Raw genomic sequence first — 26,325 nt, forward strand, 5'->3', positions numbered from 1 at the left:
CTGGCATGACCCAGATCACGCCCGAGATCGTTGCCGAGCACGGCCTCTCCCCGCAGGAATATGACCGGCTGCTCCACGCATTGGGCCGCGCGCCCAACATGGTGGAACTGGGCATCTTCTCGGTGATGTGGTCCGAGCACTGCAGCTACAAATCGAGCCGCATCCACCTGAAGAAGCTGCCGACCGAGGCGCCATGGGTGATCTGCGGCCCCGGCGAGAATGCCGGCGTGATCGACATCGGCGACGGGCAGGCGGCGATCTTCAAGATGGAGAGCCACAACCATCCGAGCTACATCGAGCCATATCAGGGCGCGGCGACCGGCGTGGGCGGCATCCTGCGCGATGTGTTCACGATGGGCGCGCGGCCGATCGCCAATATGAACGCCTTGCGCTTCGGGCGGCCCGATCATCCCAAGATGCGCCACCTGATTTCGGGCGTCGTCCACGGCATCGGCGGCTATGGCAATTGCGTCGGCGTGCCGACGGTGGGCGGCGAGGTGAATTTTCACCCCGCCTATGATGGCAACATCCTCGTCAACGCGATGACGGTGGGCATCGCCGATACCGACAAGATATTCTACTCCGCTGCCTCGGGCGTCGGCAATCCGATCGTCTATGTCGGCTCCAAGACCGGGCGTGACGGCATCCACGGCGCGACGATGGCGAGCGCGGATTTCGGCGAGGATGCGGATGCGAAGCGCCCCACCGTGCAGGTGGGCGATCCCTTCACCGAAAAGCTGCTGATCGAAGCCTGCCTTGAGCTGATGGCATCCGACGCGATCGTTGCGATCCAGGACATGGGCGCGGCGGGGCTAACCTCGTCGAGCGTCGAGATGGCGTCGAAGGGCGGCGTCGGCATCGAACTGGTCATGGACGATGTGCCACAGCGCGAAACCGGCATGACGCCCTATGAGATGATGCTTTCCGAATCGCAGGAGCGGATGCTGATGGTGCTGAAGCCCGGTCGCGAGGCCGAGGCGGAGGCGATCTTCCGCAAGTGGGAGCTGGATTTCGCGGTGATCGGCCATGTCACCGATACCGGGCGGATGGTGCTGAAGTGGAAGGGCGATGTCGTGTGCGACATTCCGCTCGGGCCGCTCGCCGACGAAGCGCCGCTCTACGATCGCCCGCACGTCCCCACCCCGCCGGCGAAGGCGCTGGTGAACGTGCCGCAGACTGAGGATATCGCCGCCGATCTCGTCACGCTGATGGGCTCGCCCGATATCGCCAGCCGCCGCTGGATCTGGGAGCAATACGATCACATGGTCGGCGCGGACACCGCGCAGCGCCCCGGTGGCGACGCGGCGGTGGTGCGCGTTCACGGCACCGACAAGGGCCTCGCCATCACCACCGATTGCACCCCGCGCTATTGCTTCGCGGACCCGGTGGAGGGCGGCAAACAGGCCGTGGCCGAAACCTGGCGTAACCTGACCGCGGTGGGCGCGACCCCGCTTGCCATCACCAATTGCCTCAATTTCGCCAATCCACAGCGGCCCGAGATCATGGGCCAGATCGTCGGCTGCCTCGAAGGCATGGGCGAGGCGTGCCGCGCGCTGGATTACCCGATCGTCTCGGGCAACGTCAGCCTTTACAACGAAAGCAAGGCTACCGGCGGCGGCTCCGCGATCCTGCCCACCCCCGCGATCGGCGGCGTCGGCATCCTGAAGGACTGGACGAAATCAGCAACGATCGCGTTCAAGGGATCGGGCGACGTGATCCTCGCGATCGGCACGCGCCACGGGCATCTCGGGCAGAGCCTGTGGCTGCGCGAATGCCATGGCCGCGAGGAAGGCCCGCCGCCGCGCGTCGACCTCACGCGGGAGAAGGCGACGGGCGATCTCATTCGCACGGGGATTCAGGCGGGCCAGCTTTCGGCGGTGCATGACGTATCCGATGGCGGCATCGCGGTGACGCTCGCTGAAATGGCGCTCGCGGGCGATATCGGCGCGATGATCGACCGCAAGCAGCCGTTCGGTTGCGCCGAATCGTTCTTCGCGGAGGATCAGGGTGTCTATGTCGTGACCGTCCACGATCATGCGCTGGCCGATTTCCTCGCCGCCGCGCATGAGGCGGGCGTGGAGGCCGAGCCGCTGGGCCGCACCGGCGGCAAGCGCCTGATCTTCGAACGCCCCAATCGCGACGACGTGGTGGCGCTGGATGTGCTGCGCGCGGCGCACGAAGGCTTCTTCCCCAAGCTGATGCAGGCGTGATGCCCGCGGCGCTTCGCATCGCCATGCTCGCGACGCTCGCGAGCACGGCGATGCCAGCGGGCGCCGAGGAAGCCGCGCAGCCCGATTTCTTCGGCGGCGCGATCTGCCAGCCGCCCTATTCGATCGACGGCGCAACCGCGCTTTATCACGCGGCGGAGAAGCTGGGGAAAGCCGACACGTCCGGGCTGGGCGGGGCGGTCTATCACCTCCCCGCGCCGATCACGCGCGATGGCTTCACCACGCAGGACGTGTTGTTCGCCGGCTCCGCCTATGGCGTGCTGATCGCCGGAGAGGTGGCGGCGAAACTGGCCGAGACCTATCACCTCTCCCCGGAAACGACGCATCTGCTCGGCGCATCCTCGCTCGGCTTCGCGCGCGCGCTGCCCGATGCCGAGCAACCGATGAAGGGCACGGGCCTGGTTTCGATCGTCGCGCGGCAGGGACCGGGGCTCAAGGGCCGGACGATGCTGGCGTGCGAATTCGTCTCGAACGAGGATCGCGAGCGGCTGGAGATGTTCGAGAAGGCGCAGAACAGACAGCGCTAGGGACGACGCGACATTCAACCCATGCCGGCCTGCAAATGGCGGTTTCCCGTGCTTTTCGGTGCTCACGTACCTTTAGTACGCTGCGCTTGCGGGTCACGAGAAACCACCATTTTCGGCTCGACCTGACCTGAATGTCGATTGGCCCTAGCGCGATTTCAAGGCAGGTGGAATCACCTGCTGGCTCGTAAAATCGCGGCGAACAAAGGAAAGTTGAGCGGCGATCCGATGCAATCGGATCGAAAACCGCTCTGACGCGCACTTCGATCGCTCGCTCGCCAGCCCGATCGCGAGGGAGATTTGGCAGGTGCATCGGGCCTGGGCCAGAATGATCGTTGGCCCGCCGCCCCGCTCGGCATTATCGAGACGCAAAAAAGGCGCCGGTCGTATTCCGACCGGCGCCTTTTTTGCGTGGATGATCGCGATCGCTCAGACCGCGTAACGCACCTTGCGCTGGCGGATTCGCATCATGCCGCCTACGGCACCGAAGCCGAAGATCATCATCGCCCAGGTCGCCGGTTCCGGCACGCCGCCGACATTCCCGACGAACTTCAGATCCTGCGAATACAAATCGCCAACCTTATTGTCCCTCGATGCACTGTTCGACCACAGGATCTTCAGGTGCGGCGCGGAGATATTGAAAATCCCGCTGGTGGCGAGGAGATCGAACGTCAGATTGTTCTTGCCCGCGATCGCCACGTTCGGCGAAAGATCGAAGCAGATGAAGCCGGCGCCGTTGCCGTTGCAGCCATTCGCATTGAGGCCGCCGCTTTGCGAGTTGGTGGTCGAACCGCCGCCGAGCAAGGTCGCCGTCGCCGCGCTGACACCGAGCCCGTTGAACGAAAAGGCGCCAAGGAACGAGGCGGTCGACCAGTTGCCGGTCAGGTTGTTAACGCCCGCGATGTCGAACGTCGCGCTCGTGGCGCTGTTCTGGGTCAGCGTGAAAGTCGCCCCCTGGAAGTTCGACTGAAACACCGTGGCCGCCTGTGCCGGCGCTGCGGCGATCAGTGCGGAAACAGCCAGCGTCGCGGCGCCCCCAAATTTCGTAAACATCCCGAATCTCCTGCAATCGCGTATATGCAAAAGCGACCCAAACTTTTCGATATATGGCGTGTGTATACGGGCCTTTTACCGGGACTTAATGATTCGTTCACGTTGCAATTTCTTACAATGAATCCTGTTTCGGGACGGCATATCCTTAACCGACAGTCGCCGCCGCTATCCGCCGCGTCCCCGGATAAGCGAACAGCAGATCGCTTCCGGCCTCGGCGCGCAGTTCCTCCCTGCCGGACACCATCACGCATTCGCCCGGGCGAAACGCCACGCCGCCGATCACGCCCGCGCCGCTGATCGGCACCAGCCACCCCGCCCTCCCCTCTGGCAGCGGGATTTCCCGATCGCCGCCGGTCCAGCGCTCCAGCACGAATTTCGGCCCCTCCACCAATATCGTGCGCCCCGGCGACACCTCGCCCGGCATCGGCGGCGCGGTCCATGGATCGAGATCGGCCACCGCCACGCCATCATCGAGATGCAATTCCCGCCCCCGGCCATAATCATAGAGGCGATAGGTGATGTCTGCGTTCTGCTGCACCTCGATCACGGTCAGCCCGGCGCCGATCGCGTGGATCACGCCGGAATGCGAATAATAGAAATCGCCCGCCTTCACCGGCTTCCAGTCGAGCTTGCCCTCGATCGACCCGTCGAGCGCGCTTTCGCGCAGTTCACCGGCGGTCAGTGGCGCCTTCGGCCCGATCGCGATCGTCGAATCGGGTTCGGCGGATAGCACCACCCAGCATTCGTCCTTGCCGCGCGGCAATCCGCGCGCGCGCGCCTCGGCATCGGAAGGATGATCCTGCACCGAAAGCTTTTCGCTGGTGAACAGATATTTGATGAGCAATTCCGGCTCTTGCGGGTGCGGCGACTGGAACCACACTTCGCCGATCGGCTCGCCGCCGGGCGCTGGATCGGGAAAGCCCGGATAGAGCTGATGGCGCCCCCACGGCTTTTCGACGCGTTTCGTCGCCAGCAAGGTCGCAGTCATGTTCTTCTCCGAATAGCTCGATCACCAGCATTCAACGCGCGTCGCATCGAATGCGTTTCCCCGTTGTTCGCGGCGGCGGGCATAGGCTAAAGGCGTTGCAGATGCGTACCCATTTCTCTCGTCCGCTGGCATTGGCGCTGGTCGCCGCTCTCGCCATTCCGATCGCCGGCTGCGCCCGCAATCGCGCCAAGGGCGATCTGCCCTATGTCGCGCGCGACGTGGGGACGCTTTATACCGCCGCGAAGAACCGGCTCGATCAGCATCGCTACAAGGAAGCCGCCGCGCTGTTCGACGAGGTTGAGCGGCAGCACCCCTATTCGATCTGGGCGCGCCGCGCGCAATTGATGGGGGCGTTCAGCCACTATCTCGCGCGCAGCTACACCGAATCGATCCAGTCGGCGCAGCGTTTCATCTCGGTCCATCCGGGCAACAAGGATGCGCCTTACGCTTATTATCTGATCGCGCTGTGCTATTATGAGCAGATCAGCGACGTGACGCGCGATCAGAAGATCAGCTCGCAGGCGCAGGACGCATTGGGCGAGCTGATCCGCCGCTACCCCAATTCGCGCTATGCCGCCGATGCGCGGCTGAAGGTCGATCTGGTCCGCGATCACCTTGCCGGCAAGGAAATGGAGATCGGGCGCTTCTACGAACGGCGCGGGCAGTGGCTCGCCGCGACGCTGCGCTTCCGCAAGGTGATCGACGAATATCAGACGACCACCCACACGCCCGAGGCGCTGATGCGGCTGACCGAGACGTATCTCGCGCTCGGCGTGCGCAACGAGGCGGAGAAGGCCGCCGCCGTGCTCGGCGCGAACTATCCCGGCACAGACTGGTATGCCCGCGCATATAAGCTGACGAAGGAATATCCGCCCGCGACGATCGCGCCGATCCCGCGCGGCCAGCCGATCGTGCCGGTGGCTACCGCGCCAGCCGCGGCGCCGGGCACCGCCGCGCCATCCGCCGCGCCCGCGGTGGAAGCGCCCGGCACGCCGACACCGGCGAGCCCGTCTTCCGCCACGCCGGGAAACTGATGGCATGATCCGGGCGCGGATCGCTGCCGCCCGGTCTGGCCATTCGCCGGGGCGGCGCGCGCATGGCCGCGCGCGATGCTGACGGCGCTGTCCATTCGCGACGTGGTGCTGATCGAGGCGCTCGATCTCGAATTCGGCGCTGGCCTTGGCGTGCTGACCGGGGAGACGGGCGCGGGCAAGTCGATCCTGCTCGATTCGCTCGGGCTTGCGCTGGGCCAGCGCGCCGATAGCGGGCTGGTGCGCCACGGCGCCGCTCAGGCATCGGTCACCGCCAGTTTCGATCCCCCCGCCGAAGCGCTGCGCCTGCTCGACACCAACGGATTCGCAGCCGAGCCGGGCGAGCCGCTCATCATCCGCCGCACGGTGAAGGCCGATGGCGGCAGCCGCGCCTTCATCAACGATCAGCCCGCCTCCGCCGCCTTGCTGCGCGAGATCGGCGCGCTGCTGGTCGAGATTCACGGCCAGCACGACGATCGCGGGCTGCTCGCGCCCGCCGGGCACCGCGCATTGCTCGACGCGTTCGGGCGGATCGACACCGCCGCCGCCAGTGCCGCCTGGGCACAGCGGCGCGCGGCGGAGGATGCGCTGGCCGCCGCGCGCGCGGAGATCGACACCGCCGCGCGCGATCGCGAATGGCTCGAACATGCGGTGAGCGAGCTGGATGCGTTCGCCCCCGAACCGGGCGAGGAACAGGCGCTGGCGGACAAGCGCCGCTCGATGCAGCGCGCGGCGAAGGTCGCCGAGGATCTGGGCGCGATCGCCGATCATCTTGAGGGATCGGACGGCGCGCTCGCGCATCTGCGGCAGGCGGCACGAGTGCTGGAGCGGATCGCCCCCGATCACGCCGCGCTGGCCGACGCGCTCACCGCGATCGACCGCGCGCTTTCCGAAGCGGCGACAGTTGAGGAACGGCTGCATGATGCGCGGATCGCGCTGGCCTATGATCCGCGCGCGCTGGAGGATGACGAGGCGCGGCTGTTCGAGCTGCGCGCCCTCGCGCGCAAGCATCGTGTTCAGCCCGATGATCTCGCCGCGCTGGCCGACGAATTGCGCGGGCGCCTGTCCCGGCTCAACGCCGGTGAGGAGGGCATCGCCGCGCTGGAGGCGCGCGTCGCGCGGGCGTCGCGCGATTATGACGCCGCCGCCGCCGCGTTGAGCGAAGCGCGCGCCGCCGCCGCCGCCCGGCTCGATGCCGCGGTGGCGGGCGAACTCGCCCCGCTCAAGCTCGATGCCGCGCGTTTCCGCACCGCGATCGCCCCCGCCGCCCCCGATGGCTGGGGCGCGGCGGGCAAGGATCGCGTGGAGTTCGAGATCGCGACCAACCCCGGCGCGCCCTTCGCGCCGCTGATCCGCATCGCCAGCGGCGGCGAGCTTTCGCGCTTCATCCTCGCGCTCAAGGTCGCGCTGGCGGCGGAAGGCGGCGCGGCGACGATGGTGTTCGACGAAATTGATCGCGGCGTGGGCGGCGCGGTCGCCTCTGCGATCGGCGATCGGCTGGCGCGGCTCGCCGGCCACGCGCAATTGCTTGTCGTGACGCACAGCCCGCAGGTCGCGGCGCGCGGCGCGGCGCATCTGCTGATCGCCAAGCGCCACGACGGGATCGTCACACGCACCGGCGTCACCGCGCTGGACGATGGCGATCGGCGTGAGGAAATCGCGCGAATGCTCTCGGGCGCGACGATCACCGACGAGGCGCGCGCGCAGGCCGAACGATTGCTGGAGGCTGCCTGATGGGGCTGCATCATCACGGACACGGACACGGACACGATCATTCGCATGACCATGGCGGCGGGCATAGCCATGACCACGGCCACAGCCACCACCATCACGCCCCGCCAGCGCGCTGGGATCGCGCCTTCGCGATCGGGATCGGGCTAAATCTCGCCTATCTGATCGCGGAGGCGATCGCCGGGCTGTTGACCAATTCGGTCGCGCTGCTCGCCGATGCCGGGCACAATCTGTCCGATGTGCTTGGCCTCGCGGTGGCGTGGGGCGGCGCGGCGCTGGCGCGCACCCCGCCATCGAAGCGGTTCACCTACGGGCTGAAGGGATCGACGATCCTCGCCGCGCTCGCCAACGGGCTGTTGCTACTCGTGGCGCTCGGCGCGATCGTGCTCGAGTCGGTGCAGCGTTTCGGCGAGCCGGAGCCGATCTCCGGGCTGACGGTATCCTGGGTCGCGGGGATCGGAATTCTGGTCAACGCCGGCACCGCGCTGCTGTTCGCCTCGGGGCGCAAGGGCGATGCCAATATCCGTGGCGCCTATCTCCACATGGCGGCGGACGCGATGGTCTCGGCGGGCGTGGTGGTGGCGGGCATCGTGATCTGGCTGACCGGCGCGGGATGGATCGACGCCGCCGTCAGCCTGCTGATCGCCGCACTGATCTTCTGGCAGACATGGGGCCTGTTGCGCGAAACGGTGGAGATGGCGCTCGCCGCCGTGCCGCGCGGCATTGATTACGATGGCGTGGCGACCGCGCTTGCCGCGCTGCCGGGTGTGAGCGATGTCCACGATCTCCACATCTGGCCGATGTCGACCACCGAGCCGGGGTTGACCGCGCATCTGCAAATCCCCGCCGGGCATCCGGGCGACGAATTCCTCCATGCCGCGCAGGCCATGCTCCACCAACGCTTCGGGATCGGCCACGCGACGATCCAGATCGAGACGGGCGAGGCTGAATGCGGGCTGGCGAGCGCCGCGATCGTCTGAACGTGGCCCGGCCAGGGAAACGCATCCACTGGCGAATTGGCAATCCGCCGCCGGCAATCTATGCCGTCGGTCGCACCAGAGAAGGCAGGCGATTACATGCAGCAAGCCCGCGCGACGCTTCCCCCCATCACCCGCATCATCCGCGCGACGCTGGTGGCCGGAACGCTCGATATCCTCGCGGCAACCGGGCTGACGCTGCTTGCGGGCCGGCGCACGGTGTCCGAGATGCTCGCTTATGTCGCGTCCGGGCCGTTTCCGGGCGTGCCGGTGCGCGGGCTTCCGGTCGCGCTACTCGGGCTTGCGGTGCATTTCACGCTGATGGCGGTGATGGCGGCGGCATTCGTCCTCGCGGCGGATCGCCTGTCATGGCTGCGGCGCCAGCCGGTTGTCGCGGGGGTCGCTTATGGCCTCATCACCTTCGCGGCGATGAACCTCGTCGTCGTGCCGCTGCGTTTCGGCGTGATGCCGTCAACGCTCGCGGTTGAAACGCAATTGTTCTGCCATATCGTGCTGGTCGGCCTGCCGATCGCGTTTATCGCACGGCGGTGATCCCGCTCCCCGGCGCGGCCCCCCCGCCGCCGCGTATCGCGACGCTGGACGCGGTGCGCGGCGTCGCGGTGATGGGCATATTGCTGCTCAACATCGTTTCCTTCGCGCTCCCCGCCTACGCCTATGTCGATCCCAATTTCGCCGGCGGCGCGACAGGCGCGAACTGGTTGAGCTGGGCCATCGTCTTCGTCCTCGCCGACGGCAAGATGCGCGGCCTGTTCGCGATGCTGTTCGGCGCATCGACCCTGCTGATCGCGGAGCGCGCGCTGGCGAGCGGCGACAGCCCGGCGCGGGTGCATTATGCGCGGATGGCTAGCCTGCTGGCGATCGGGCTCGTTCACGCCTGGCTGATCTGGGCGGGCGATATATTGACGCTCTACGCGATCTGCGGCGCGCTGCTGTTCCCGATGTGGCGCTGGCCCGTGCGGCTGCTGGTCGGCGTCGGGGCCGGGCTGCTGCTGTGGCAACTCGCGTTCGGTGCGCTCGGTTATATCGACACGCGGCGGTTCGAGTCGGTCGCCAATGCGCCCGACGCGAACGAGACGACACGGGCGCAATGGACAAGCTATCGCGCGGCGCTGGTGCCAGCGCACCCGCCCGCCGCCGAGGAGATCGCGACCTATCGCGGCGACTGGCCCACGATCGCCCGCGCCCGCGCGAGCACGGCATTCCATCTCGAAACACAGGTCATGCCGGCGATACTGCCGGAAACGCTCGGCCTGATGCTGCTCGGCATGGCGCTGTTCCGCACCGGCTTCTTCTCCGGCGCATGGTCGCGGCGCGCTTATTGGGGTGTGGCGATCGGCGGATATGCGCTCACGCTCCCGCTTTATATCGCACTTGCCGGCTGGCTGACGCGCACGCGCTTCGACCCGATCGTGCTGATGCTGAGCGAACCGCTGCACCTCGTTCTGCTGCGCCCATGGCTTGCGATCGCGCACGCCGCGTTCGTTATCCTGTTCGTCACTTCGGGGCGGGTGCAGTGGCTGACGACGCGGATCGCCGCCGCCGGGCGCATGGCGTTCAGCAACTATCTCGCCACCAGTATCGTCTGCACCCTGCTGTTCTACGGTTACGGCCTTGGCTGGTTCGGTCGGCTTGAGCGGTGGCAGCTCTATCCCGTCGTGGCGGCGGTGTGGATCGCGATGCTGCTGTGGTCGGCGCCGTGGCTGGGGCGATTCGCTTATGGCCCGTGCGAATGGCTGTGGCGCAGCATGGCGCGCGGGCGCTGGCAGGCGTTGCGGCGACGCGCCTGACCTGTAATTGCGAACCATCCGCAAAAGCACTTGCGAGCGCATCGCAATAACATTAAATCCATGCCGAGCGAGGGAGATTCGCATGGTTGTCTGCGTTTGTAATGCCATCCGTGAGAGTGAAGTACGCGAAGCGGCGCGAACCGGGTCGAAGACGACCTGCCAGGCTTATCGCTCGCTCGGTCGCCAGCCGAAATGCGGCCAATGCGTCACGTTCGCGCGAGCCATTATCGACGAAGAACGCGCTGCTGCGTAACAGTCGCAGCAACGAAATCCGCAGAAATCCGCCATTTTCCCGGTTGCCGTGGCTGCCCATCGGGGCGTAAAACAGCCACGACAAACGGAGTTATGGATCAATGAAGGGCGACGCGCGCGTCATCGAACTGCTCAACGAGACGCTGAAGAATGAGCTGACCGCCATCAACCAATATTGGTTGCATCACCGCCTGCTCGATCATTGGGGCGTCAAGAAGCTCGCCGAGTTCGAACGCCACGAATCCATCGACGAGATGAAGCACGCCGACTGGCTGGCGGAGCGAATCCTGTTCCTCGATGGCTTGCCCAATTTCCAGTTGCTCGGACGGCTGCGCATCGGCGAAACCGTCGAAGAAGTGCTGAAGTCCGATCTTGCGCTGGAGGAGGAGGCCGTCGCGCAGCTCAAGGGCGCGATCGCTTATTGCGAGGAAGCGAAGGATTACGTCAGCCGCGATCTGTTCACCAAGATCCTCGAAAGCGAGGAAGAACATGTCGATACGCTGGAGCGCCAGTTCGACATGATCGAGCGGATGGGCATCCAGAATTACATCCAGCTCAATGCCAAGAGCGAGCAGGACGGCTGAACGTCCGAACACACCTCTCCGCGCCCGCGATGGGCGCGGACGAGCGCCTTATTCGTGGCCGTAGCCGTTCAGGCCCGCACGACGGCCAAACCCGCCTGAGCGCCGCTCGACCAGCGGATTGGCCTCCTGTTCGAGCAACGCCAGCGTTTGATCGAACAATGGCCGCAGCTTGACGATATGCTCGATCAGCCCGGTCGGCGCATCACGCGTTTCGACGCAATAGCGCGCGGCAAGCTCGATTGATTCGGCAAGCGCCGCAAGCGGCTCCGCCCCGAATTGCAGCGATTCGCCTTTCAGCGTGTGCGCCGGAATCACCATCGCGGCGGCATTATGATTTTGCGCCGCCCGCTCAAGCGCATCGACCGATTTCACCCCGTCTTCGCGGAAATAACCGAGAATGCGGATGAAGCCCGCGCCCAATTCGGTGCGCGCGCGTGCGAAAATGTTCCAATCGACCAGCGTGGAGCTTTCGATCGTCACTTGCCCCTCCATGCTCGCGCTTCGATCGCGGCGTCCGGCGCCGTCATTAACCCACGTTCGTAAACACCGCGTAAGCATGGGTTAGCGCGGTGAAACTTTTCGCACACGAAACGAACGGACTTTCAGTCTTTCGCATAAGGGTTACGCGCGGCGCGCAGCGACAGACGGATCGGCACCGCGCCGAAATCCAGTTCCCGGCGCATACTGTTCGTCAGATAGCGTTCATAGCTTGCCGGCAATTGATCGACGCGCGTGCCGAAGATCACGAAGCTGGGCGGTCGCGTCTTCACCTGCGTCACATAACGCATCTTGATCCGCTTGCCGCCGGGCGCGGGCGGAGGATTGGCCTCGATCGCGCGTTCGAACCAGCGGTTCAGCTCACCCGTCCCGACCCGGCGCGACCATGCCGCACGCGTCTGGAACGCGGCGCCGATAAGCTGGTCGATGCCCCTCCCCGTCACCGCCGACACGGTGAGCAGCGGGATGCCCTTCACCTGGCTCAGCCCATCCTCCAGCGCCTTGCGCACGCCGTTGAACAACGCCGAAGGATCAGCCGCGACATCCCATTTGTTGAGCGCGATGATGAGCGCGCGCCCCTCGGACAGCACCTTGTCCGCGATTCGCAGATCCTGCGCCTCCAGCCCCAAAGTGGCGTCGAGCAGCAGCACGACCACTTCGGCGAAATCGACCGCGTGAAGCGCATCGGCGATGGAAAGCTTCTCCAGCTTGTCCTGCACCTTGGCCCGCTTGCGCATCCCCGCGGTGTCGATCAGCCGCACCTGGCGCGGGCCATCCGGCCCCTGCCATTCCCAGTCGATCGCGATCGAATCGCGCGTGATGCCCGCTTCGGGGCCGGTAATCATGCGATCCTCACCCAGCATCCGGTTCACCAGCGTCGACTTGCCCGCATTGGGCCGCCCGACGATCGCAAGCTGGAGCGGCGCATTGAGCCGGTCCTCGTCGGATTGGTCGTCCTCGTCGGCGAAGGGCGCCTCTCCCTCCTCCTCGCGCTCAAGATGCGGCAGCAGCGCCTCGAACAGATCGGCGACGCCCTCGCCGTGTTCCGCCGAGAGCTGCACCGGATCGCCAAAGCCGAGCGCGAGCGATTCGAGAATCCCCTGCTCGCCCGCGCGCCCTTCCGCCTTGTTGGCGACCAGGATGATCGGTGTGGTCGAGCCGCGCAGCCAGCGCGCGATTTCCTCGTCGAGCGGAACGATCCCGGCGCGCGCGTCGATGATGAACAGCGCGACGTCCGCGATCTTCACCGCCGCTTCGGTCTGGCGGCGCATCCGGCCTGGGAGCGTATCGGGATCGTGATCCTCATAGCCCGCGGTATCGACGACGCGGAAATCGAGGCCGAGCAGGTGCGCATCGCCCTCGCGCCGGTCTCGCGTCACGCCGGGCCGGTCGTCGACCAGCGCGAGCTTCTTGCCGACGAGGCGGTTGAACAGGGTCGATTTGCCGACATTTGGCCGGCCGACGATCGCTACAGTGGGAAGCGGCATCGCGGCGCAATAGCCGCGATCCGCGCCGCCGTCACCTATAGGCGGTCAATCGACCCTTTTGATCGAGGACATAGAGTGTCGAATTGGCCACGACCGGCGGCAAACCAAGCTCCGCGCCCTGCTGGATCGTCGTCACCACGCTGCCATCGGTGGGCGAAACACCCACGATTTCGCCACGCGTATTGGTGAGCCACAATTTGTCGCCCGCCAGCACCGGCCCGAACCAGACATAGGCGCCGGACTTCTTCTTGACGTTCTTGTAGCCGCGCAGTTGCGATATCCAGCGCACCTTGCCGTTCGCGCGCGACAGACAGATCAGCCGCGCGTCATCGGTGACGACGAACAGCCACTCGCCCGCCAGCCACGGGGTGGAGGTTCCGGCGAGATTCTGCTCCCACAATCGCTGGCCGGTGGAAATCTCCAGCGCGACCATGCGCCCGCCCTGCCCGACGGCATAGACGCGGCCATCGGCGATCACCGGATCGGCGTCGATATCGGCGAGGCTCGATACCGAGGTGGACATCGAGGTGCGCGACAATGCGTCCTGCCACAAGGTGCGCCCGTTCTCGTAGCGATAGGCGTTGAGTTCGCCCGACGAAAATCCCGCGACGATCGTTCCGGCCGCCGCCGCCGGCGCCGCGACGCCGAACACGCCCTGCGATTCGAGGCTGCCGGATTCGGCCCAGATGACCTTGCCGTCCGCCTCGCCCAGCGCGAACAACTGATTGTCCTGGCTCAGCACATAGACCTGGCCGTTGGCGAGGGTCGGCGCGCCGCGCAACGGGCCGCCCGGTTTCGCGCGCCACAGGATCGCGCCATCCGCGGCGTTCATCGCCACCACGTCGCCCAGCCCGTCGGTGGCGTAAACCTTGCCGTCCTCGAAGCTGACCCCGCCGCCGAAGCGCGCCGCGGCGTTCTTCTTGCCGCTCGCCATCGCGGTGGTCCACAGCGGCGCCCCGCTATCCGCGCGGAACGCGTGGACCACGGCATCGACATCGACCACGAACAGCTTGTTATCCGCAATCACCGGCGCAGCGCCCAGCCGCTGCCGGTTCGAGCCGCCGTCGATCCGCGCCGACCATGCCCGCTTCGGCGATGCGGCCAGTGCGAGATTGCCCATCGTCTTGGATGCGTTGCCACCGGGCTGCGCCCAGGCGTCGTTGGGTGCGGCGGGCGGCAGCGTCACGGCCACCCCGGCGAGCGACGGATCGACCGCCGCGCCATTTTCCGCAACCAGGATCGGGATGCGCTCACCCAGCGTCGGCGTCTTCTTCGGGCCTTGCCCCTTGAAAATGCCGCAGCCGCTCAAACCCACAAGCGCGGCAATCACCAGCGGCGCAGCCAAAACCTTCTTCATTACTGTTTGGCCTTTTCGTTGCCGCTCGCGTTCTTCGCGTTGCCCGCTTCCAATACCCCGGCCATCTGAACCGCGCGTTGACGGATCGAGGGCGGCACCTGCTCCGATGCAGCGATCTGCCCGAACAATTGCCCGGCGAGATCGCGCCGTCCCTGCTTCAGATAAGCGATCGCCACCAGTTCGCCCGCGCTGCCGAAATACGGATTGCCCGCGATCGCCAGACCGCGCAGCCGGCTGACCACCACATCCGGCTTCAGCGTATCGAATTCCGCGCTGGTCTGGCGGATCAGCGCGAGATCGCGGAACGGTTTGGCGATCGACTGATCTTCCGCGATCGCGCCGAACGCCCGCGCCGCGCCCTTCAGGTCTTGCTTGCGCAGCGCGATATCGGCCTCAGTGAAGCGCGCCACCGCGCGATAACCATCCGATTTCGATTGCGCGAGCTGCGCCAGCGATTTGGCGGACGCGTCCGCCTTCCCCGCGGCAAGATCGTCATAGGCGACCTGAAGCTGCTCGCCCTCGCGCTCGGCGCTCTTGTGCCGCTGGTTCTGCCAGATCAGGAAACCCGCGAACACCGCGAGCCCGCCGACGATCGCGGCCACCAGCCACTTGCCGTAACGCCGCCAGAAATCGAGCGCCTGATCCTTGCGCAATTCCTCATCGACTTCACGCAGGAAGGCTTCGTTATTTTGCGGCGTCAGGGCCAAGGGGAACTCCGGGTCCGGGGAAAGCGCGCCTGTTTAGCGACGCGCCGGGAGAAACGGAAGCGGATTGCTATTTCGGCTGATAGGTCTGCTCCGCACCCGGAAAGGCGCGGGCGCGGACTTCGCTCGCATAAGCTTCGGCACGTTCGGAGATGAAGCCCGCCATGTCGCCATAGCGTTTCACGAAACGCGGGGTGCGCTCGAACAGGCCGAGCATATCCTCAGCCACCAGCACCTGCCCGTCGCACCGCGCCGATGCACCGATGCCGATCGTCACGCACTCCACCGAGCGGGTCAGCTCGATCGCGATCGGCTCAACCACGCCCTCCACCACCATCGCGAACGCGCCGGCGCGATCAATCGCCTGGCCATCGTCGATGATCTTCGCCGCTTCCTCCTGCGTGCGGCCGCGCGCGCCATAGCCGCCGAGCATGTTGACCGCCTGCGGCGTAAGGCCGACATGCCCCATCACCGGGATGCCGCGATCGACGAGGAACTTCACGGTCGGCGCCATCGCCACCCCGCCTTCAAGCTTCACCGCCGCCGCGCCGGTCTGCTTCAGCAGCCACGCCGCGCTCTCGAACGCCTTTTCGGGCGACGCCTCATAGCTGCCGAACGGCATGTCGATGACGACCATCGCGTGATAGCTGCCGCGCACCACCGCCGCGCCGTGCGCCGCCATCATCTCCAGCGTGACCGGCACGGTGGAAGGCAGCCCGTAGATCACCTGCCCCAGGCTGTCGCCGACCAGCAGCAGATCGCAATGCGGATCGAACAATTGCGCGGTTCGCACGGTATAAGCGGTGAGCATCACCAGCGGCTCCGTCCCCTTGCGCTTGCGCACCGCGGGGACGGTGACGCGCTTCATCGGTGCGGAAACCGGCGTCGCGCGGCTGGTGGAGCTGTCGATCGTGAAAGTCGTGGACATGAGCGGTGGCTTATCGAGTCCCTTGCCGCGATGCCAGCCTTGCCTATCGCACCCAGCCGCTACGCCGCGCGACACCGGCCAGCCGCACCGCGATCAACGTGATCGCGACGATCGCCAGCGGAAAATACGTCACCCACACGCCCTTGGCCGCGATGATATCGGTGGTCGCGAACAAATATCCGAACTGGGCGATCACCGCGATCAGCGAGATCAGGTACAACGGGCGGGCCACGGCCTTGCCGAGCAGCAGCGCCACCGCACCGGCAAAGCCGCTGCCGACCGCCAGCGCATAGACCCAATTATACCAGCCCGGCAGCGCGGCATGGAGCGCGCGATCATAAGCCGTCGCCTCGCCCATCGCATCGGCGCCAAGCCGGAACTGCTGGACACAGGAAAAAACGCCCCCGGCGCCCCAGATGACCAGCAACAGGGCCGCGATCCGAAACCACATTGGCACGCGCGTTGCGAACTGGCTCATTCGATGTCCCCCGGCTGCGAAGCGCGAATGTGCCCCGCAAATATCCGTTACACAAGCGTTTCATATTGCGCCGCGTCGAACCCGACCACCAGCGCGTCGCCGCTCACCACCACCGGGCGGCGGATCGCGGAGGGATTGGCGAGCATCACCGCAATCGCCTTTTCCGCATCGAGATCGGCCTTTGCCGCATCGGGCAATTTGCGGAACGTCGTGCCGGCGCGGTTGAGCAGCTTTTCCCACCCGAGCCGCGCCACCCACTCGCGCAACGCCGCCTCGTCGACACCCGCCTTCTTGTAATCATGGAAGGCATAAGCCGCGCCGCGCGCGTCAAGCCAGACGCGCGCCTTCTTCACGGTGTCGCAATTGGGGATGCCATAGAGCGTAATCATCCCCCCTCAATCGAGGAAACGGCCAAGCACCGCAACCGGCTGATCGACAAAACCGAGCGCGCGATAGAAAGCCTGCGCGCCCTCATTGCCCGCGCGCACCATCAATTGCAGCTTGGGCGCGCCGCGTGCCCGCAGCCATGCCTCCGCCGCGTCCATCAATGCGCGGCCCAGCCCGGCGCGGCGCGCGTCTGGCGCGACCGCGAGATAATAGACCCAGCCGCGATGCCCGTCATACCCCGTCATAACGCTGCCGACGATCGCCCCCGCGCGCCGCGCGACGAGGATAGCCGAGGCGGGGCCGGCAAGCGCCCGCGCGATATCGTCCGCAGGCGGGTTCCATGGCCGCGTCAGGCCACAACCATCCCATAATGCGATGAGCGCGGCTTCGTCCGCTCCGGTCGCCTCGGCGATCATTTCGCCTGCTGCTTCGCGAGATCGGCGTCGAACGCGCTACGAGCATCGGCGACCATTTTCGGCAGCGCCGTCGCATCGACCAGATCGCCGCGCCGCGCGCGCGTGGACAGATCGGCGAAATCGGGATGGAACGGCAGCACCACATCCGCTCGCTCGCGCCCCAATCGGTCGAAGCTGCGGCGGAAATCGGCGACGATGCCGGGATAGGCGCGGTTGCCGACCAGCCGGTTGCCCGCCACGGTGACGCTGCAGGCGAACAGCACGTCGCGCGGTTGGCCGCGATCCATGATGCGCATCTTCCAGCTCGTGCAGCCCGGCGTGTGGCCTGGCGTCGCCATCGCCGTCAGCGTCACCCCGCCGAGCGTCACCGTCTCGCCATCGCGGATCGCCCGATCGACATGCGCGGCGGGGAAGCGGATCACGCCATAGTTCGTCTCGCCGGGCGGCGTCCCCGTCTCCACCGCCCGCGCATCGCGCGCGCCCACCACCAGCCGCGCACCGGTCACGCGCTTCAGCGCCGCGAGGCCCCCGGCATGATCGAAATGCGCATGGCTGAGCAGGATCAGCTTCACATCGCGCAGCTTCGCGCGCGCGACGATGCTCTTTTCCAGCCGCGCGGCATTCTCCGCCATCGGCGCGTCGATCAGGATCGCGCCAGCGGGCGTATGGATCAGATAGGCCGCCAGCCCCTCAGTACCGACATAATCAATCGGCCCGATCAGGTGCAACGGCGCGACCGACCGCGTCCAGGCGGGCGGGTTCGCGGCGGCGGTGGCGGGCAGCAACGCCGCCGCCAGCAGTGCGCGCCAAATCCCCCTCATTCCCACTCGATCGTGCCCGGCGGCTTCGAGGTGTAATCATAGGTGACGCGATTGATCCCCTTCACCTCGTTGATGATCCGCGTGGTGACGCGGGCGAGGAAGCCGCCGGGGAATTCGAACGCCTGCGCGGTCATCCCGTCGGTGGAGGTTACCGCGCGGAGCGCCAGCACGCTGTCATAAGTGCGCCCGTCGCCCATCACGCCCACCGAGCGCACCGGGAGCAGCACCGCGAACGCCTGCCAGATCGCGTCGTAGAGGCCGGCGTTGCGGATTTCCTCAAGGTAGATCGCATCGGCCTTGCGCAGGATATCGCAACGCTCCTTGGTCACCTCGCCGGGGATGCGGATGGCAAGGCCGGGGCCGGGGAACGGATGGCGACCGACGAAGATATCGGGCAGCCCAAGCTCCCGCCCGAGATCGCGCACCTCGTCCTTGAACAATTCGCGCAACGGCTCGACGAGCTTCATGTTCATCCGCTCAGGGAGACCGCCGACATTGTGGTGGCTCTTGATCGTCACCGACGGGCCGCCGGTGAAGCTGACGCTTTCGATCACATCGGGGTAAAGCGTGCCCTGCGCGAGGAACTCCGCCCCGCCAATCTTCTTCGCCTCGCTCTCGAACACCTCGATGAAGGTCTTGCCGATGAACTTGCGCTTCGCCTCCGGATCGGTGACGCCGGCAAGCCCGTTCATGAACAGCGTCTCGGCGTTCACATGGACGAGCGGGATGTTGTACGCCCCGCGAAACAGGCTGACGACCTGATCGGCCTCGCCGCTGCGCATCAGCCCGTGATCGACGAACACGCAGGTGAGCTGATCGCCGATCGCCTCATGGATCAGCACCGCGGCGACCGCCGAATCGACCCCGCCGGAAAGCCCGCAGATCACGCGGCCCTTGCCGACCTGCGCGCGAATCTCCGCGATCTTGGTCGCGCGGAACTCGGCCATCGTCCAGTCGCCATGCAGCCCGCAGACGTGGCGCGCGAAATTGGCGATCAGCCTGGCCCCATCGGGCGTATGCACCACCTCCGGGTGGAATTGCATGGCGTAGATGCGCCGCGCATCGTCGGCGATCACCGCGAACGGCGCGCCCGCGCTGGCGGCGACGGGGCGGAAGCCGGGGGCGAGCGCCGTCACCTTGTCGCCATGGCTCATCCACACCTGATGCCGCTCGCCCTCGCGCCACACCGCGTCGAACAAGGCGCAGCGATCGGCGATGTCGATGAACGCCTCACCGAACTCACCCGAACTGCCGCGCTCCACCGTGCCGCCAAGCTGCGCCATCAGCGCCTGCTGGCCATAGCAGATGCCGAACAGCGGCACGCCCGCATCGAGTATCTCCTGCGGGATGCGCGGGCTGCCTTCATCGAGCACCGAGGCAGGGCCGCCCGACAGGATCACCCCCGCCGGCTTCATCCGCTCGAACGCGGCCGCCGCGGATTGGAACGGGGCGATCTCGCTATAGACCCCCGCCTCGCGCACGCGGCGCGCGATAAGCTGGGTCACCTGGCTGCCGAAATCGACGATGAGGATGCTGTCGGGATGTTCCATGACGGGCCTGTAGCGATGTGGCGCGACGCGCGAAAGAGGCTCAAACCGTCCCCCGCCACCCCCGGCCTTGCGCGGCCGCCAGTTTTCAAACGAAAAGGGCCGCTTCCCGGTTGGGGAAGCAGCCCTTCTTTATCGGTCCGCCGCAGCTAAGCTGCGTCGTCGGACGGCGCCCTTCGCGCCGCCGGCCGGACGCGGCTTTAGCCTCGGCGTAGCTGCGCTACGCCTTAGGCCGCCGCGTCGAGATCCTCGTCGGTCATCACCGGGCCGGAATCCTGCCCTTTGGCCGAAACGTCGCGGTCGACGAATTCGATCACCGCCATCGGGGAGGCGTCCGACGCGCGGATGCCGGCCTTGATGATGCGGGTGTAACCGCCGTTGCGATCGGCGTAACGCTTGGCGAGCACGTCGAACAGCTTCACGAGCTGCGCGTCATCGAGCAGGCGCGCATGGGCGAGACGGCGATTCGACAGGCCGCCCTTCTTGCCGAGCGTGACGAGCTTTTCGACATAGGGGCGAAGCTCCTTCGCCTTGGCCACCGTGGTGGTGATCTGCTCATGCTTGATGAGTGCCGCCGCCATGTTGCGGAACAGCGCGAGACGATGCGCGGAGGTACGCTGGAGCTTACGACCGCCAACCTTATGACGCATGATATCTTCCTTCTCGTTCGTTCGGGGGCCGTCTTACGGAAACCCCAGACCCGGTGGAGGCGCGGCCCACCTTCGATTTACGCCGCCCTTGCCGTGGCAAAGGCCCAATTTCTTCGCAGGATCGACGCGGGAGTTAATCCCGCGTCGTCGGACGGGTTCGGCTTTGCCGACCCGCCGTCCGGGCTGCGCCGTCTCCGGGTTAGCCACGCTAACCCGGTGCGGTTCAGCCCATGATTTCCTGTTCGAGCTTCTTGGCCATCTCCTCGATGTTCTCGGGCGGCCATCCGGGGATTTCCATGCCCAGGCGCAGCCCCATCGACGACAGCACTTCCTTGATCTCGTTCAAGGATTTGCGGCCGAAATTCGGGGTGCGGAGCATTTCCGCCTCGGTCTTGCCGACGAGATCGCCGATATAGATGATATTGTCGTTCTTCAGGCAGTTCGCCGAACGGACCGACAGCTCCAGCTCGTCCACCTTCTTGAGCAGGTAACGGTTGATCTGCTGCGTATCGCCCTGCGGCTCCGCGCCGGCAGCCGGGGCCGCCATGCCCACCGGGGCGGAACGTGCGACCGCCGAATCGTCGAAGTGGACGAACAGCGCGAGCTGATCCTGCAAAATGCGCGCGGCATAAGCGAGCGCATCTTCCGGGGTGACCGTGCCATCGGTTTCGAGCGACAGCGTGAGCTTGTCGTAATCGAGATCCTGGCCAACGCGGGTCGGATCGACCTTGTAGCTCACCTGGCGCACCGGCGAGTAGAGCGCATCGACCGGGATCAGGCCGATCGGCGCATCCGCCGGACGATTGGCGACAGCCGGGACATAGCCCTTACCGATATCAGCGGTCAGCTCCATGTTGAGCGTCGCGCCTTCATCGAGGTGGCAGATGATGAGATCGGGGTTCATCACCTCGATATCGCCGCTCACCGCGATGTCGCCCGCCGTAACGGCAGCCGGGCCGGTGGCGGAAAGCTGGAGGCGCTTCGGCCCCTCGCCCTGCATCTTGAGCGCGATCTGCTTCACGTTCAGCACGATGTCGGTGACATCCTCGCGGACCCCCGCGAGCGAGCTGAATTCATGCAGCACGTTCTCGATCTTGATCGAGGTGACGGCAGCACCCTGGAGCGAAGACAGAAGGACGCGGCGCAGCGCGTTGCCAAGCGTCAGGCCGAACCCGCGCTCGAGCGGCTCGGCGACGAAGCTCGCCTTGCGCTTCCCGTCGCCGCTCTTTTTCTCGAGCGCGTTGGGCTTCTTCAGTTCCTGCCAGTTCTTTGCGTTGACGGACAAGCTCACGTCCCCTGAAGTTGGGCCGGAACGGGGGCTCGCCCCGGCCTTGGTGCAAAAGAACCCCGACTCGTCAGCCGGGGGCCGTAAAATCAGACGCGACGGCGCTTGGACGGGCGCACGCCGTTGTGCGGGATCGAGGTCACGTCGCGGATCGACGTGATCTGGAAGCCAACCGCCTGCAGCGCGCGCAGCGCGGATTCGCGACCCGAACCCGGACCCTTCACCTCAACCTCAAGCGTGCGGACGCCATGCTCGGCGGCCTTCTTGCCGGCGTCTTCGGCGGCGACCTGCGCGGCATAAGGGGTCGACTTGCGCGAGCCCTTGAAGCCCATCATGCCGGCCGACGACCAGCTGATCGCATTGCCCTGCGCATCGGTGATCGTAATCATCGTGTTGTTGAAGCTGGCGTTAACGTGCGCCACCCCCGCGGTGATGTTCTTGCGTTCGCGCCGACGAAGGCGCTGCGGTGCCTGTGCCATGTGGTATTCCTGACCTTTCTTTCAACACGGCGGTGGGGAGACGTTGCGCCTCAAACCCGCCGCCGGCGGAGCAAACCCTGCGAAACCGCCCGGACGAGCGGCTTCGCGACCGGCTTACTTCTTCTTGCCTGCGATCGGCTTCGCCTTGCCCTTGCGGGTGCGAGCGTTGGTGTGCGTGCGCTGGCCGCGGACCGGCAGGCCCTTGCGGTGGCGCAGGCCACGATAGCAGGCGAGGTCCATGAGCCGCTTGATGTTCATCGCGGTCTCGCGGCGCAGGTCGCCTTCCACGGTGTGATCGGCGTCGATCGTCTCGCGGATCTGCAGCACTTCCTGATCCGACAGATCCTGCACGCGGCGCTCCGGTGCGATCGCCAGCTTCTCGGTGATCTGCTTGGCCTTGGTCGGGCCGATGCCGTGGATATAGGTGAGCGCGATCACCACGCGCTTGTTGGTCGGGATGTTGACACCCGCGATACGTGCCATGAAACTTTTTCTCCTGTGCTCCACAAGGCCCTGCATGGCTGCAGCCTGCCTTATCTCGTCGCATTGCCTTCCAATGACGCAGGAAAGCGGCGAACGCAAAAACGCGCCGCCGGCAACCGTTGTGTTGGAAGCGCCCGGCACTACGGACTGGCGGCTTTCCTGTCAAGCGACGCCGTCGACGAACTCGCCCTCCCAAAAACGGAAAGCCGGCGGGAAGCGAACTTCCCGCCGGCCTCGGTACCCCCGGGAGTTTCGGGTACCGATCTCGTGGTCAGGAGACACCTGATCCTCGGCGCCGGCAGAGGGGACCGCCGACGATGACCTACGAGATAGAACCCGCCACGCATCACCCGCGTGGCTCCGGAATGACAATTTGTTCATCAACCGGCGAACGGCGCAGCATCGTCGCGCAGCACCGCACGAATCGCGCGCTCAGGAACGAATCGGCGAAAAGGCGATCCAGATGCGCGCGCGGCACGGAAGCGCAGGAACGCCCCGGTTCGCGCGCGAACCGCCTACGAACCGAAAACCGCACATCACCCCGCCCCACACCGCCACGACAGGCGGCGGGGCGGCAATGCGTCACTTGCCGTCGAAGATCGCCTCGATCGCGCGGGTCACCTCGGCGATATCCGCCATGCCGTCGACCCGGCGGACCAGCCCGCGCGCTTCGTAGATCGGGATGATCGGCGCGGTCTTAGCGCGATATTCGGCCATGCGCGTGCGCACGGTTTCCTCATTATCGTCAGCGCGGCGCTTGAATTCGTGATGGCCGCACACGTCGCACGTGCCCGCGACCTTCGGCTGCTTGAACCTGTCGTGATAGCCTTCGCCGCAATTGGCGCAGGTGAAGCGTCCGACGATCCGCTCGACCAGCGCATCCTCGTCCACCGCAAGCTCGATAACGTAATCGAGCTTCGCGTCGCGCGAGCCGAGCAGTCCATCAAGCGATTCGGCCTGCGCGGCGGTGCGCGGATAGCCATCGAAGATCGCGCCGGCACCGATGCCCTGATCGAGCCGCTCGCCGATCAGCGCGGAGACGATCTCATCCGAGACCAGCCCGCCCGATTCCATCACCGCCTTCGCCTGCAACCCGACCGGCGAACCCGCCTTGACCGCGGCGCGCAGCATGTCGCCGGTGGAAAGCTGCGTCATGCCCCGGTCGGCCACCAGCCGCGCCGCCTGCGTCCCCTTGCCCGCGCCCGGCGGCCCCAACAGGATAATATTCACGCGATTCCTCTCCCCCAAATCCGCGCGCTTAACGCAGGCGACCGCCCTTCAGCTTCGCCTTCTTGATAAGATCGCCATATTGGTGCGCCAGCAGATGCGACTGAATCTGCGTTACCGTATCCATCGTGACATTGACGACGATCAAAAGGCTGGTGCCGCCAAGATAAAACGGAATTGACAGCGCCGTGACCAGATATTCCGGCAGCAGACAGATCAGCGTCAGATAGGCGGCACCGATCACAGTGATGCGCGTCAGGACGTAATCGAAATATTGCTCGGTATTCTTGCCCGGACGGATGCCGGGGATGAAGCCGCCGTGGCGCTTCAGATTCTCCGCCGTCTCCTCCGGGTTGAACTGCACCGCGGTGTAGAAGAACGAGAAGAAGACGATGCCCGCGCCGTACAGCAGCATATAAAGCACCGAGCCGTGCTGCAGATACTGGTTCAGGGTGATGATGATATCGCCCATCCGGCTCTCGCCCGATACGCGATTGCCCGCGAACTGGGTGATGGTGAGCGGCATCAGCAACAGCGACGAAGCGAAGATCGGCGGGATCACGCCGGCGGTATTGAGCTTGAGCGGCAGGTGGCTGCGCTCGGCCTGCATCCCGCGCTGCGTCTGGCGCTTGGGATATTGGATCAGGATGCGCCGCTGCGCGCGCTCCATGAAGCAGATGAACAGCACGAGCAGCAGGACGGCGGCGATGATGCCGATCAGCTTGATCGGATCGAGGCTGCCCGAACGCCCGCCTTCGAGCAGGTTGAACAAGGTCGTCGGCAGATGCGCGACGATGCCCGCCATGATGATGAGCGACACGCCGTTGCCGATGCCCCGGCTGGTGATCTGTTCACCCAGCCACATCAGAAACATCGTGCCGCCGACGAGCGAGATCACCGCCGCGATGCGGAACATCATGCCCGGCTGGATCACCGCCTGCACGCCCTGGTTCGCGCCCAGCGCCTCCAGCCCGACCGCGATGAAATAGCCCTGGATCGCGGTGAGCGCGACGGTGCCGTAGCGGGTATATTGGTTGAGCTTCTTGCGCCCGCTCTCGCCCTCTTTCTTGATCGCGGCGAGCTGCGGCGACAGCGATGTCGCGAGCTGCACGACGATCGAGGCCGTGATGTACGGCATCACGCCCAGCGCGATCAGCGACATGCGGGTAAGCGCGCCGCCCGAAAAGGTGTTGAAGAAATCGAGCACACCGCCCTTGGTCTGCTGGCTCAGCAGCCCCAAAGCGGTGGGATCAATGCCGGGAAGCGGCACGTAGCTCAACATGCGGAAGACGATCAGCGCACCGATCGTGAACCACAACCTTTTCTTCAGGTCGGTCGCCTGCGAGAATTTCGCGAGGCTGATGCTTTGCGCCATCTGGTCGGCTGCGGATGCCATCGTGCGTTGATGCCTTCGGAAACGAAAAACGGCGGGATGGTGCTGATGCCCCGCCCCGCCGCTCATATAGGCGCGCCAGGCGCCATGTCTAATGCCGCGGGCGATAAGCTTTCACCGTCCGCGCCGAACCGATCAAATTTGTGCCCCGCGCGTGGCGGAAAAACACTCTCGATCGGCGCGGCGCGAACGGTGAAGCGACTCAGCCCTTCTTGGCGGCCTTGGCGGCGAGGGCGGTGCCCTTCTTGGCCTTGGCCTTTTCGGCTGCCGGAACGACCTCGATCACGGAGACCGCGCCGCCAGCCTTTTCGACGGCGGCACGGGCGGAGGCCGAGGCACCGGCGACGGTGAAGTTCAGCTTCGCCTTCAGCTCGCCCTTGGCGAGGAGACGGACGCCATCCTTGCCGCCGCGCGCCAGGCCGGCGGCCTTCAGCGCGGCGTGATCGACATCGCTGCCGGCGGTCAGCTTGCCCGCATCGACCGCCTTCTGGATCGCGCCGAGGTTCACCTCGGCATAATCCTTGGCGAAGATGTTGTTGAAGCCGCGCTTCGGCAGACGCATGTGCAGCGGCATCTGGCCGCCCTCGAAGCCGGCGATCGAAACGCCTTCACGGCTCTTCTGGCCCTTCTGGCCGCGCCCGCCGGTCTTGCCCTTGCCGGAGCCGATGCCGCGGCCAACGCGCATACGGCGATGACGGGCGCCTTCGTTGTCGCGGAGTTCGTTCAGTTTCATAATGTGCACTCGCTTTCGCTTGTTACGCGCAATGGAAAAGGGAAGGGGGCGCGTTAGCCCCCTCCCCCCGATTTGTCACGAGGTGAAATGCCGGGCGATCAGCCCTGCACTTCAACCATGTGCTGCACCTTGCGGATCATCCCGCGGACTTCGGGGCTGTCTTCCAGCTCCGAAACCCGGTGCATCTTGTTGAGGCCGAGCCCGACCAGCGTTGCGCGCTGATCCTTGGTGCGGCGGATCGGCGATCCGGTCTGCTTGATCTTGATCTTCGCCATG

Annotated in this window: 29 protein-coding genes; 9 read left to right on the forward strand and 20 right to left on the reverse strand. The window is 65.9% G+C overall.

Translation table 11 applies throughout. The features are described from left to right. Positions 1 to 5 precede the first annotated feature (5 nt). Together purL and Q0316_RS10785 are read left to right on the forward strand one after the other, a co-directional pair. Positions 6 to 2,210, forward strand: coding sequence for a phosphoribosylformylglycinamidine synthase subunit PurL (gene purL, locus Q0316_RS10780; RefSeq protein WP_298672157.1), 2,205 nt, complete (start codon positions 6 to 8; stop codon positions 2,208 to 2,210). Then, the gene (locus tag Q0316_RS10785) at positions 2,210 to 2,755 is read left to right on the forward strand and encodes a hypothetical protein (RefSeq protein WP_298672159.1); all 546 of its coding nucleotides are present in this window, start codon (positions 2,210 to 2,212) and stop codon (positions 2,753 to 2,755) included. The genes purL and Q0316_RS10785 overlap by 1 nt, the downstream gene beginning before the upstream one ends. A 426-nt stretch (positions 2,756 to 3,181) precedes the next feature. Here the strand turns inward: Q0316_RS10785 and Q0316_RS10790 are convergent, their stop codons facing one another. Both Q0316_RS10790 and Q0316_RS10795 read right to left on the reverse strand, forming a co-directional pair. Then, positions 3,182 to 3,805, reverse strand: a complete 624-nt coding sequence (locus Q0316_RS10790; RefSeq protein WP_298672162.1) for a PEPxxWA-CTERM sorting domain-containing protein — start codon at positions 3,803 to 3,805, stop codon at positions 3,182 to 3,184. 145 nt (positions 3,806 to 3,950) lie between these two features. Continuing rightward, positions 3,951 to 4,793 carry a phosphoheptose isomerase gene (locus Q0316_RS10795; protein ID WP_298672164.1) on the reverse strand — a complete coding sequence of 281 codons (843 nt, stop codon included), beginning with the start codon at positions 4,791 to 4,793 and terminating at the stop codon, positions 3,951 to 3,953. A gap of 101 nt (positions 4,794 to 4,894) precedes the next feature. Here Q0316_RS10795 and Q0316_RS10800 point away from each other — a divergent pair, with 101 nt between their 5' ends. The 7 genes from Q0316_RS10800 to bfr all read left to right on the forward strand — a co-directional run bounded on the left by Q0316_RS10800 (position 4,895) and on the right by bfr (position 11,176). Continuing rightward, on the forward strand, positions 4,895 to 5,827 hold the full coding sequence (locus tag Q0316_RS10800) for an outer membrane protein assembly factor BamD (RefSeq protein WP_298672167.1): 933 nt from the start codon (positions 4,895 to 4,897) through the stop codon (positions 5,825 to 5,827). A gap of 75 nt (positions 5,828 to 5,902) precedes the next feature. Next, positions 5,903 to 7,558 (forward strand): DNA repair protein RecN, encoded by a 1,656-nt coding sequence (gene recN, locus Q0316_RS10805; protein ID WP_298672168.1) that lies wholly within the window; start codon positions 5,903 to 5,905, stop codon positions 7,556 to 7,558. Continuing rightward, positions 7,558 to 8,535 (forward strand): cation diffusion facilitator family transporter, encoded by a 978-nt coding sequence (locus tag Q0316_RS10810; protein ID WP_298672171.1) that lies wholly within the window; start codon positions 7,558 to 7,560, stop codon positions 8,533 to 8,535. The genes recN and Q0316_RS10810 overlap by 1 nt, the downstream gene beginning before the upstream one ends. Positions 8,536 to 8,631: 96 nt before the next feature. Continuing rightward, the gene (locus tag Q0316_RS10815) at positions 8,632 to 9,084 is read left to right on the forward strand and encodes a hypothetical protein (protein WP_298672174.1); all 453 of its coding nucleotides are present in this window, start codon (positions 8,632 to 8,634) and stop codon (positions 9,082 to 9,084) included. Continuing rightward, positions 9,081 to 10,340 (forward strand): DUF418 domain-containing protein, encoded by a 1,260-nt coding sequence (locus Q0316_RS10820; protein ID WP_298672176.1) that lies wholly within the window; start codon positions 9,081 to 9,083, stop codon positions 10,338 to 10,340. Before Q0316_RS10815 ends, Q0316_RS10820 begins: the two co-directional genes overlap by 4 nt. Before the next feature lie 82 nt (positions 10,341 to 10,422). Further along, positions 10,423 to 10,593 (forward strand): (2Fe-2S)-binding protein, encoded by a 171-nt coding sequence (locus Q0316_RS10825; protein ID WP_298672178.1) that lies wholly within the window; start codon positions 10,423 to 10,425, stop codon positions 10,591 to 10,593. Between the two features lie 100 nt (positions 10,594 to 10,693). Continuing rightward, positions 10,694 to 11,176 carry a bacterioferritin gene (bfr, locus tag Q0316_RS10830; protein WP_298672181.1) on the forward strand — a complete coding sequence of 161 codons (483 nt, stop codon included), beginning with the start codon at positions 10,694 to 10,696 and terminating at the stop codon, positions 11,174 to 11,176. Between the two features lie 48 nt (positions 11,177 to 11,224). Here the strand turns inward: bfr and Q0316_RS10835 are convergent, their stop codons facing one another. The 18 genes from Q0316_RS10835 to rpmD all read right to left on the reverse strand — a co-directional run bounded on the left by Q0316_RS10835 (position 11,225) and on the right by rpmD (position 26,324). Beyond that, positions 11,225 to 11,656, reverse strand: coding sequence for an Hpt domain-containing protein (locus Q0316_RS10835; protein ID WP_298672184.1), 432 nt, complete (start codon positions 11,654 to 11,656; stop codon positions 11,225 to 11,227). A gap of 122 nt (positions 11,657 to 11,778) precedes the next feature. Continuing rightward, entirely contained in the window at positions 11,779 to 13,161 is a 1,383-nt protein-coding gene (gene der, locus Q0316_RS10840; protein ID WP_298672186.1) for a ribosome biogenesis GTPase Der, read from the reverse strand. A gap of 31 nt (positions 13,162 to 13,192) precedes the next feature. Next, the gene (locus tag Q0316_RS10845; protein ID WP_298672188.1) at positions 13,193 to 14,518 is read right to left on the reverse strand and encodes a PQQ-like beta-propeller repeat protein; all 1,326 of its coding nucleotides are present in this window, start codon (positions 14,516 to 14,518) and stop codon (positions 13,193 to 13,195) included. Further along, positions 14,518 to 15,225, reverse strand: coding sequence for a tetratricopeptide repeat protein (locus tag Q0316_RS10850; protein ID WP_298672190.1), 708 nt, complete (start codon positions 15,223 to 15,225; stop codon positions 14,518 to 14,520). The genes Q0316_RS10845 and Q0316_RS10850 overlap by 1 nt, the downstream gene beginning before the upstream one ends. A gap of 67 nt (positions 15,226 to 15,292) precedes the next feature. After that, complete coding sequence (gene panB, locus Q0316_RS10855; RefSeq protein ID WP_298672193.1) at positions 15,293 to 16,150, reverse strand: 3-methyl-2-oxobutanoate hydroxymethyltransferase; 858 nt, start codon at positions 16,148 to 16,150, stop codon at positions 15,293 to 15,295. A gap of 43 nt (positions 16,151 to 16,193) precedes the next feature. Then, entirely contained in the window at positions 16,194 to 16,628 is a 435-nt protein-coding gene (locus tag Q0316_RS10860; protein WP_298672196.1) for a hypothetical protein, read from the reverse strand. A gap of 47 nt (positions 16,629 to 16,675) precedes the next feature. Next, a complete protein-coding gene (locus Q0316_RS10865) occupies positions 16,676 to 17,017 on the reverse strand; it encodes an ArsC family reductase (protein ID WP_298672198.1) in 342 nt (113 codons plus the stop codon). 6 nt (positions 17,018 to 17,023) lie between these two features. Further along, positions 17,024 to 17,431 carry a GNAT family acetyltransferase gene (locus Q0316_RS10870; protein WP_298672200.1) on the reverse strand — a complete coding sequence of 136 codons (408 nt, stop codon included), beginning with the start codon at positions 17,429 to 17,431 and terminating at the stop codon, positions 17,024 to 17,026. Further along, a complete protein-coding gene (bla, locus tag Q0316_RS10875; protein ID WP_298672202.1) occupies positions 17,428 to 18,252 on the reverse strand; it encodes a subclass B3 metallo-beta-lactamase in 825 nt (274 codons plus the stop codon). The genes Q0316_RS10870 and bla overlap by 4 nt, the downstream gene beginning before the upstream one ends. Then, the gene (gene guaA, locus Q0316_RS10880) at positions 18,249 to 19,802 is read right to left on the reverse strand and encodes a glutamine-hydrolyzing GMP synthase (protein ID WP_298672205.1); all 1,554 of its coding nucleotides are present in this window, start codon (positions 19,800 to 19,802) and stop codon (positions 18,249 to 18,251) included. The genes bla and guaA overlap by 4 nt, the downstream gene beginning before the upstream one ends. A gap of 224 nt (positions 19,803 to 20,026) precedes the next feature. After that, positions 20,027 to 20,449, reverse strand: a complete 423-nt coding sequence (rplQ, locus tag Q0316_RS10885) for a 50S ribosomal protein L17 (protein ID WP_298672207.1) — start codon at positions 20,447 to 20,449, stop codon at positions 20,027 to 20,029. Positions 20,450 to 20,672: 223 nt separating this feature from the next. Beyond that, on the reverse strand, positions 20,673 to 21,734 hold the full coding sequence (locus tag Q0316_RS10890) for a DNA-directed RNA polymerase subunit alpha (protein WP_298672210.1): 1,062 nt from the start codon (positions 21,732 to 21,734) through the stop codon (positions 20,673 to 20,675). Positions 21,735 to 21,823: 89 nt separating this feature from the next. Further along, entirely contained in the window at positions 21,824 to 22,213 is a 390-nt protein-coding gene (rpsK, locus tag Q0316_RS10895) for a 30S ribosomal protein S11 (protein ID WP_066486290.1), read from the reverse strand. 114 nt (positions 22,214 to 22,327) lie between these two features. After that, positions 22,328 to 22,696 (reverse strand): 30S ribosomal protein S13, encoded by a 369-nt coding sequence (rpsM, locus tag Q0316_RS10900; protein WP_298672290.1) that lies wholly within the window; start codon positions 22,694 to 22,696, stop codon positions 22,328 to 22,330. A gap of 582 nt (positions 22,697 to 23,278) precedes the next feature. Beyond that, on the reverse strand, positions 23,279 to 23,926 hold the full coding sequence (locus tag Q0316_RS10905) for an adenylate kinase (RefSeq protein WP_298672217.1): 648 nt from the start codon (positions 23,924 to 23,926) through the stop codon (positions 23,279 to 23,281). 28 nt (positions 23,927 to 23,954) lie between these two features. Then, positions 23,955 to 25,319: a preprotein translocase subunit SecY gene (secY, locus tag Q0316_RS10910; protein ID WP_298672219.1), complete on the reverse strand. Its 1,365-nt coding sequence runs from the start codon at positions 25,317 to 25,319 to the stop codon at positions 23,955 to 23,957. A gap of 199 nt (positions 25,320 to 25,518) precedes the next feature. Beyond that, positions 25,519 to 26,049 carry a 50S ribosomal protein L15 gene (rplO, locus tag Q0316_RS10915; RefSeq protein ID WP_298672221.1) on the reverse strand — a complete coding sequence of 177 codons (531 nt, stop codon included), beginning with the start codon at positions 26,047 to 26,049 and terminating at the stop codon, positions 25,519 to 25,521. A 98-nt stretch (positions 26,050 to 26,147) separates the two neighbouring features. Beyond that, complete coding sequence (gene rpmD / locus Q0316_RS10920) at positions 26,148 to 26,324, reverse strand: 50S ribosomal protein L30 (RefSeq protein ID WP_298672223.1); 177 nt, start codon at positions 26,322 to 26,324, stop codon at positions 26,148 to 26,150. Between the last annotated feature and the right edge of the window lies 1 nt (position 26,325).

The organism is uncultured Sphingomonas sp. (assembly GCF_937871615.1).
Taxonomy (GTDB): domain Bacteria; phylum Pseudomonadota; class Alphaproteobacteria; order Sphingomonadales; family Sphingomonadaceae; genus Sphingomonas.

Excerpts from the sequence above, each read along its gene's own strand:
- purL (WP_298672157.1), top strand. The coding sequence starts at position 6 with ATGACCCAGATCACGCCCGAGATCGTTGCCGAGCACGGCCTCTCCCCG.
- Q0316_RS10785 (WP_298672159.1), top strand. The coding sequence starts at position 2,210 with ATGCCCGCGGCGCTTCGCATCGCCATGCTCGCGACGCTCGCGAGCACG.
- Q0316_RS10790 (WP_298672162.1), bottom strand. The coding sequence starts at position 3,805 with ATGTTTACGAAATTTGGGGGCGCCGCGACGCTGGCTGTTTCCGCACTG.
- Q0316_RS10795 (WP_298672164.1), bottom strand. The coding sequence starts at position 4,793 with ATGACTGCGACCTTGCTGGCGACGAAACGCGTCGAAAAGCCGTGGGGG.
- Q0316_RS10800 (WP_298672167.1), top strand. The coding sequence starts at position 4,895 with ATGCGTACCCATTTCTCTCGTCCGCTGGCATTGGCGCTGGTCGCCGCT.
- recN (WP_298672168.1), top strand. The coding sequence starts at position 5,903 with ATGCTGACGGCGCTGTCCATTCGCGACGTGGTGCTGATCGAGGCGCTC.
- Q0316_RS10810 (WP_298672171.1), top strand. The coding sequence starts at position 7,558 with ATGGGGCTGCATCATCACGGACACGGACACGGACACGATCATTCGCAT.
- Q0316_RS10815 (WP_298672174.1), top strand. The coding sequence starts at position 8,632 with ATGCAGCAAGCCCGCGCGACGCTTCCCCCCATCACCCGCATCATCCGC.
- Q0316_RS10825 (WP_298672178.1), top strand. The coding sequence starts at position 10,423 with ATGGTTGTCTGCGTTTGTAATGCCATCCGTGAGAGTGAAGTACGCGAA.
- bfr (WP_298672181.1), top strand. The coding sequence starts at position 10,694 with ATGAAGGGCGACGCGCGCGTCATCGAACTGCTCAACGAGACGCTGAAG.
- der (WP_298672186.1), bottom strand. The coding sequence starts at position 13,161 with ATGCCGCTTCCCACTGTAGCGATCGTCGGCCGGCCAAATGTCGGCAAA.
- Q0316_RS10845 (WP_298672188.1), bottom strand. The coding sequence starts at position 14,518 with ATGAAGAAGGTTTTGGCTGCGCCGCTGGTGATTGCCGCGCTTGTGGGT.
- panB (WP_298672193.1), bottom strand. The coding sequence starts at position 16,150 with ATGTCCACGACTTTCACGATCGACAGCTCCACCAGCCGCGCGACGCCG.
- Q0316_RS10860 (WP_298672196.1), bottom strand. The coding sequence starts at position 16,628 with ATGAGCCAGTTCGCAACGCGCGTGCCAATGTGGTTTCGGATCGCGGCC.
- Q0316_RS10865 (WP_298672198.1), bottom strand. The coding sequence starts at position 17,017 with ATGATTACGCTCTATGGCATCCCCAATTGCGACACCGTGAAGAAGGCG.
- Q0316_RS10870 (WP_298672200.1), bottom strand. The coding sequence starts at position 17,431 with ATGATCGCCGAGGCGACCGGAGCGGACGAAGCCGCGCTCATCGCATTA.
- bla (WP_298672202.1), bottom strand. The coding sequence starts at position 18,252 with ATGAGGGGGATTTGGCGCGCACTGCTGGCGGCGGCGTTGCTGCCCGCC.
- guaA (WP_298672205.1), bottom strand. The coding sequence starts at position 19,802 with ATGGAACATCCCGACAGCATCCTCATCGTCGATTTCGGCAGCCAGGTG.
- rplQ (WP_298672207.1), bottom strand. The coding sequence starts at position 20,449 with ATGCGTCATAAGGTTGGCGGTCGTAAGCTCCAGCGTACCTCCGCGCAT.
- rpsK (WP_066486290.1), bottom strand. The coding sequence starts at position 22,213 with ATGGCACAGGCACCGCAGCGCCTTCGTCGGCGCGAACGCAAGAACATC.
- rpsM (WP_298672290.1), bottom strand. The coding sequence starts at position 22,696 with ATGGCACGTATCGCGGGTGTCAACATCCCGACCAACAAGCGCGTGGTG.
- secY (WP_298672219.1), bottom strand. The coding sequence starts at position 25,319 with ATGGCATCCGCAGCCGACCAGATGGCGCAAAGCATCAGCCTCGCGAAA.
- rplO (WP_298672221.1), bottom strand. The coding sequence starts at position 26,049 with ATGAAACTGAACGAACTCCGCGACAACGAAGGCGCCCGTCATCGCCGT.
- rpmD (WP_298672223.1), bottom strand. The coding sequence starts at position 26,324 with ATGGCGAAGATCAAGATCAAGCAGACCGGATCGCCGATCCGCCGCACC.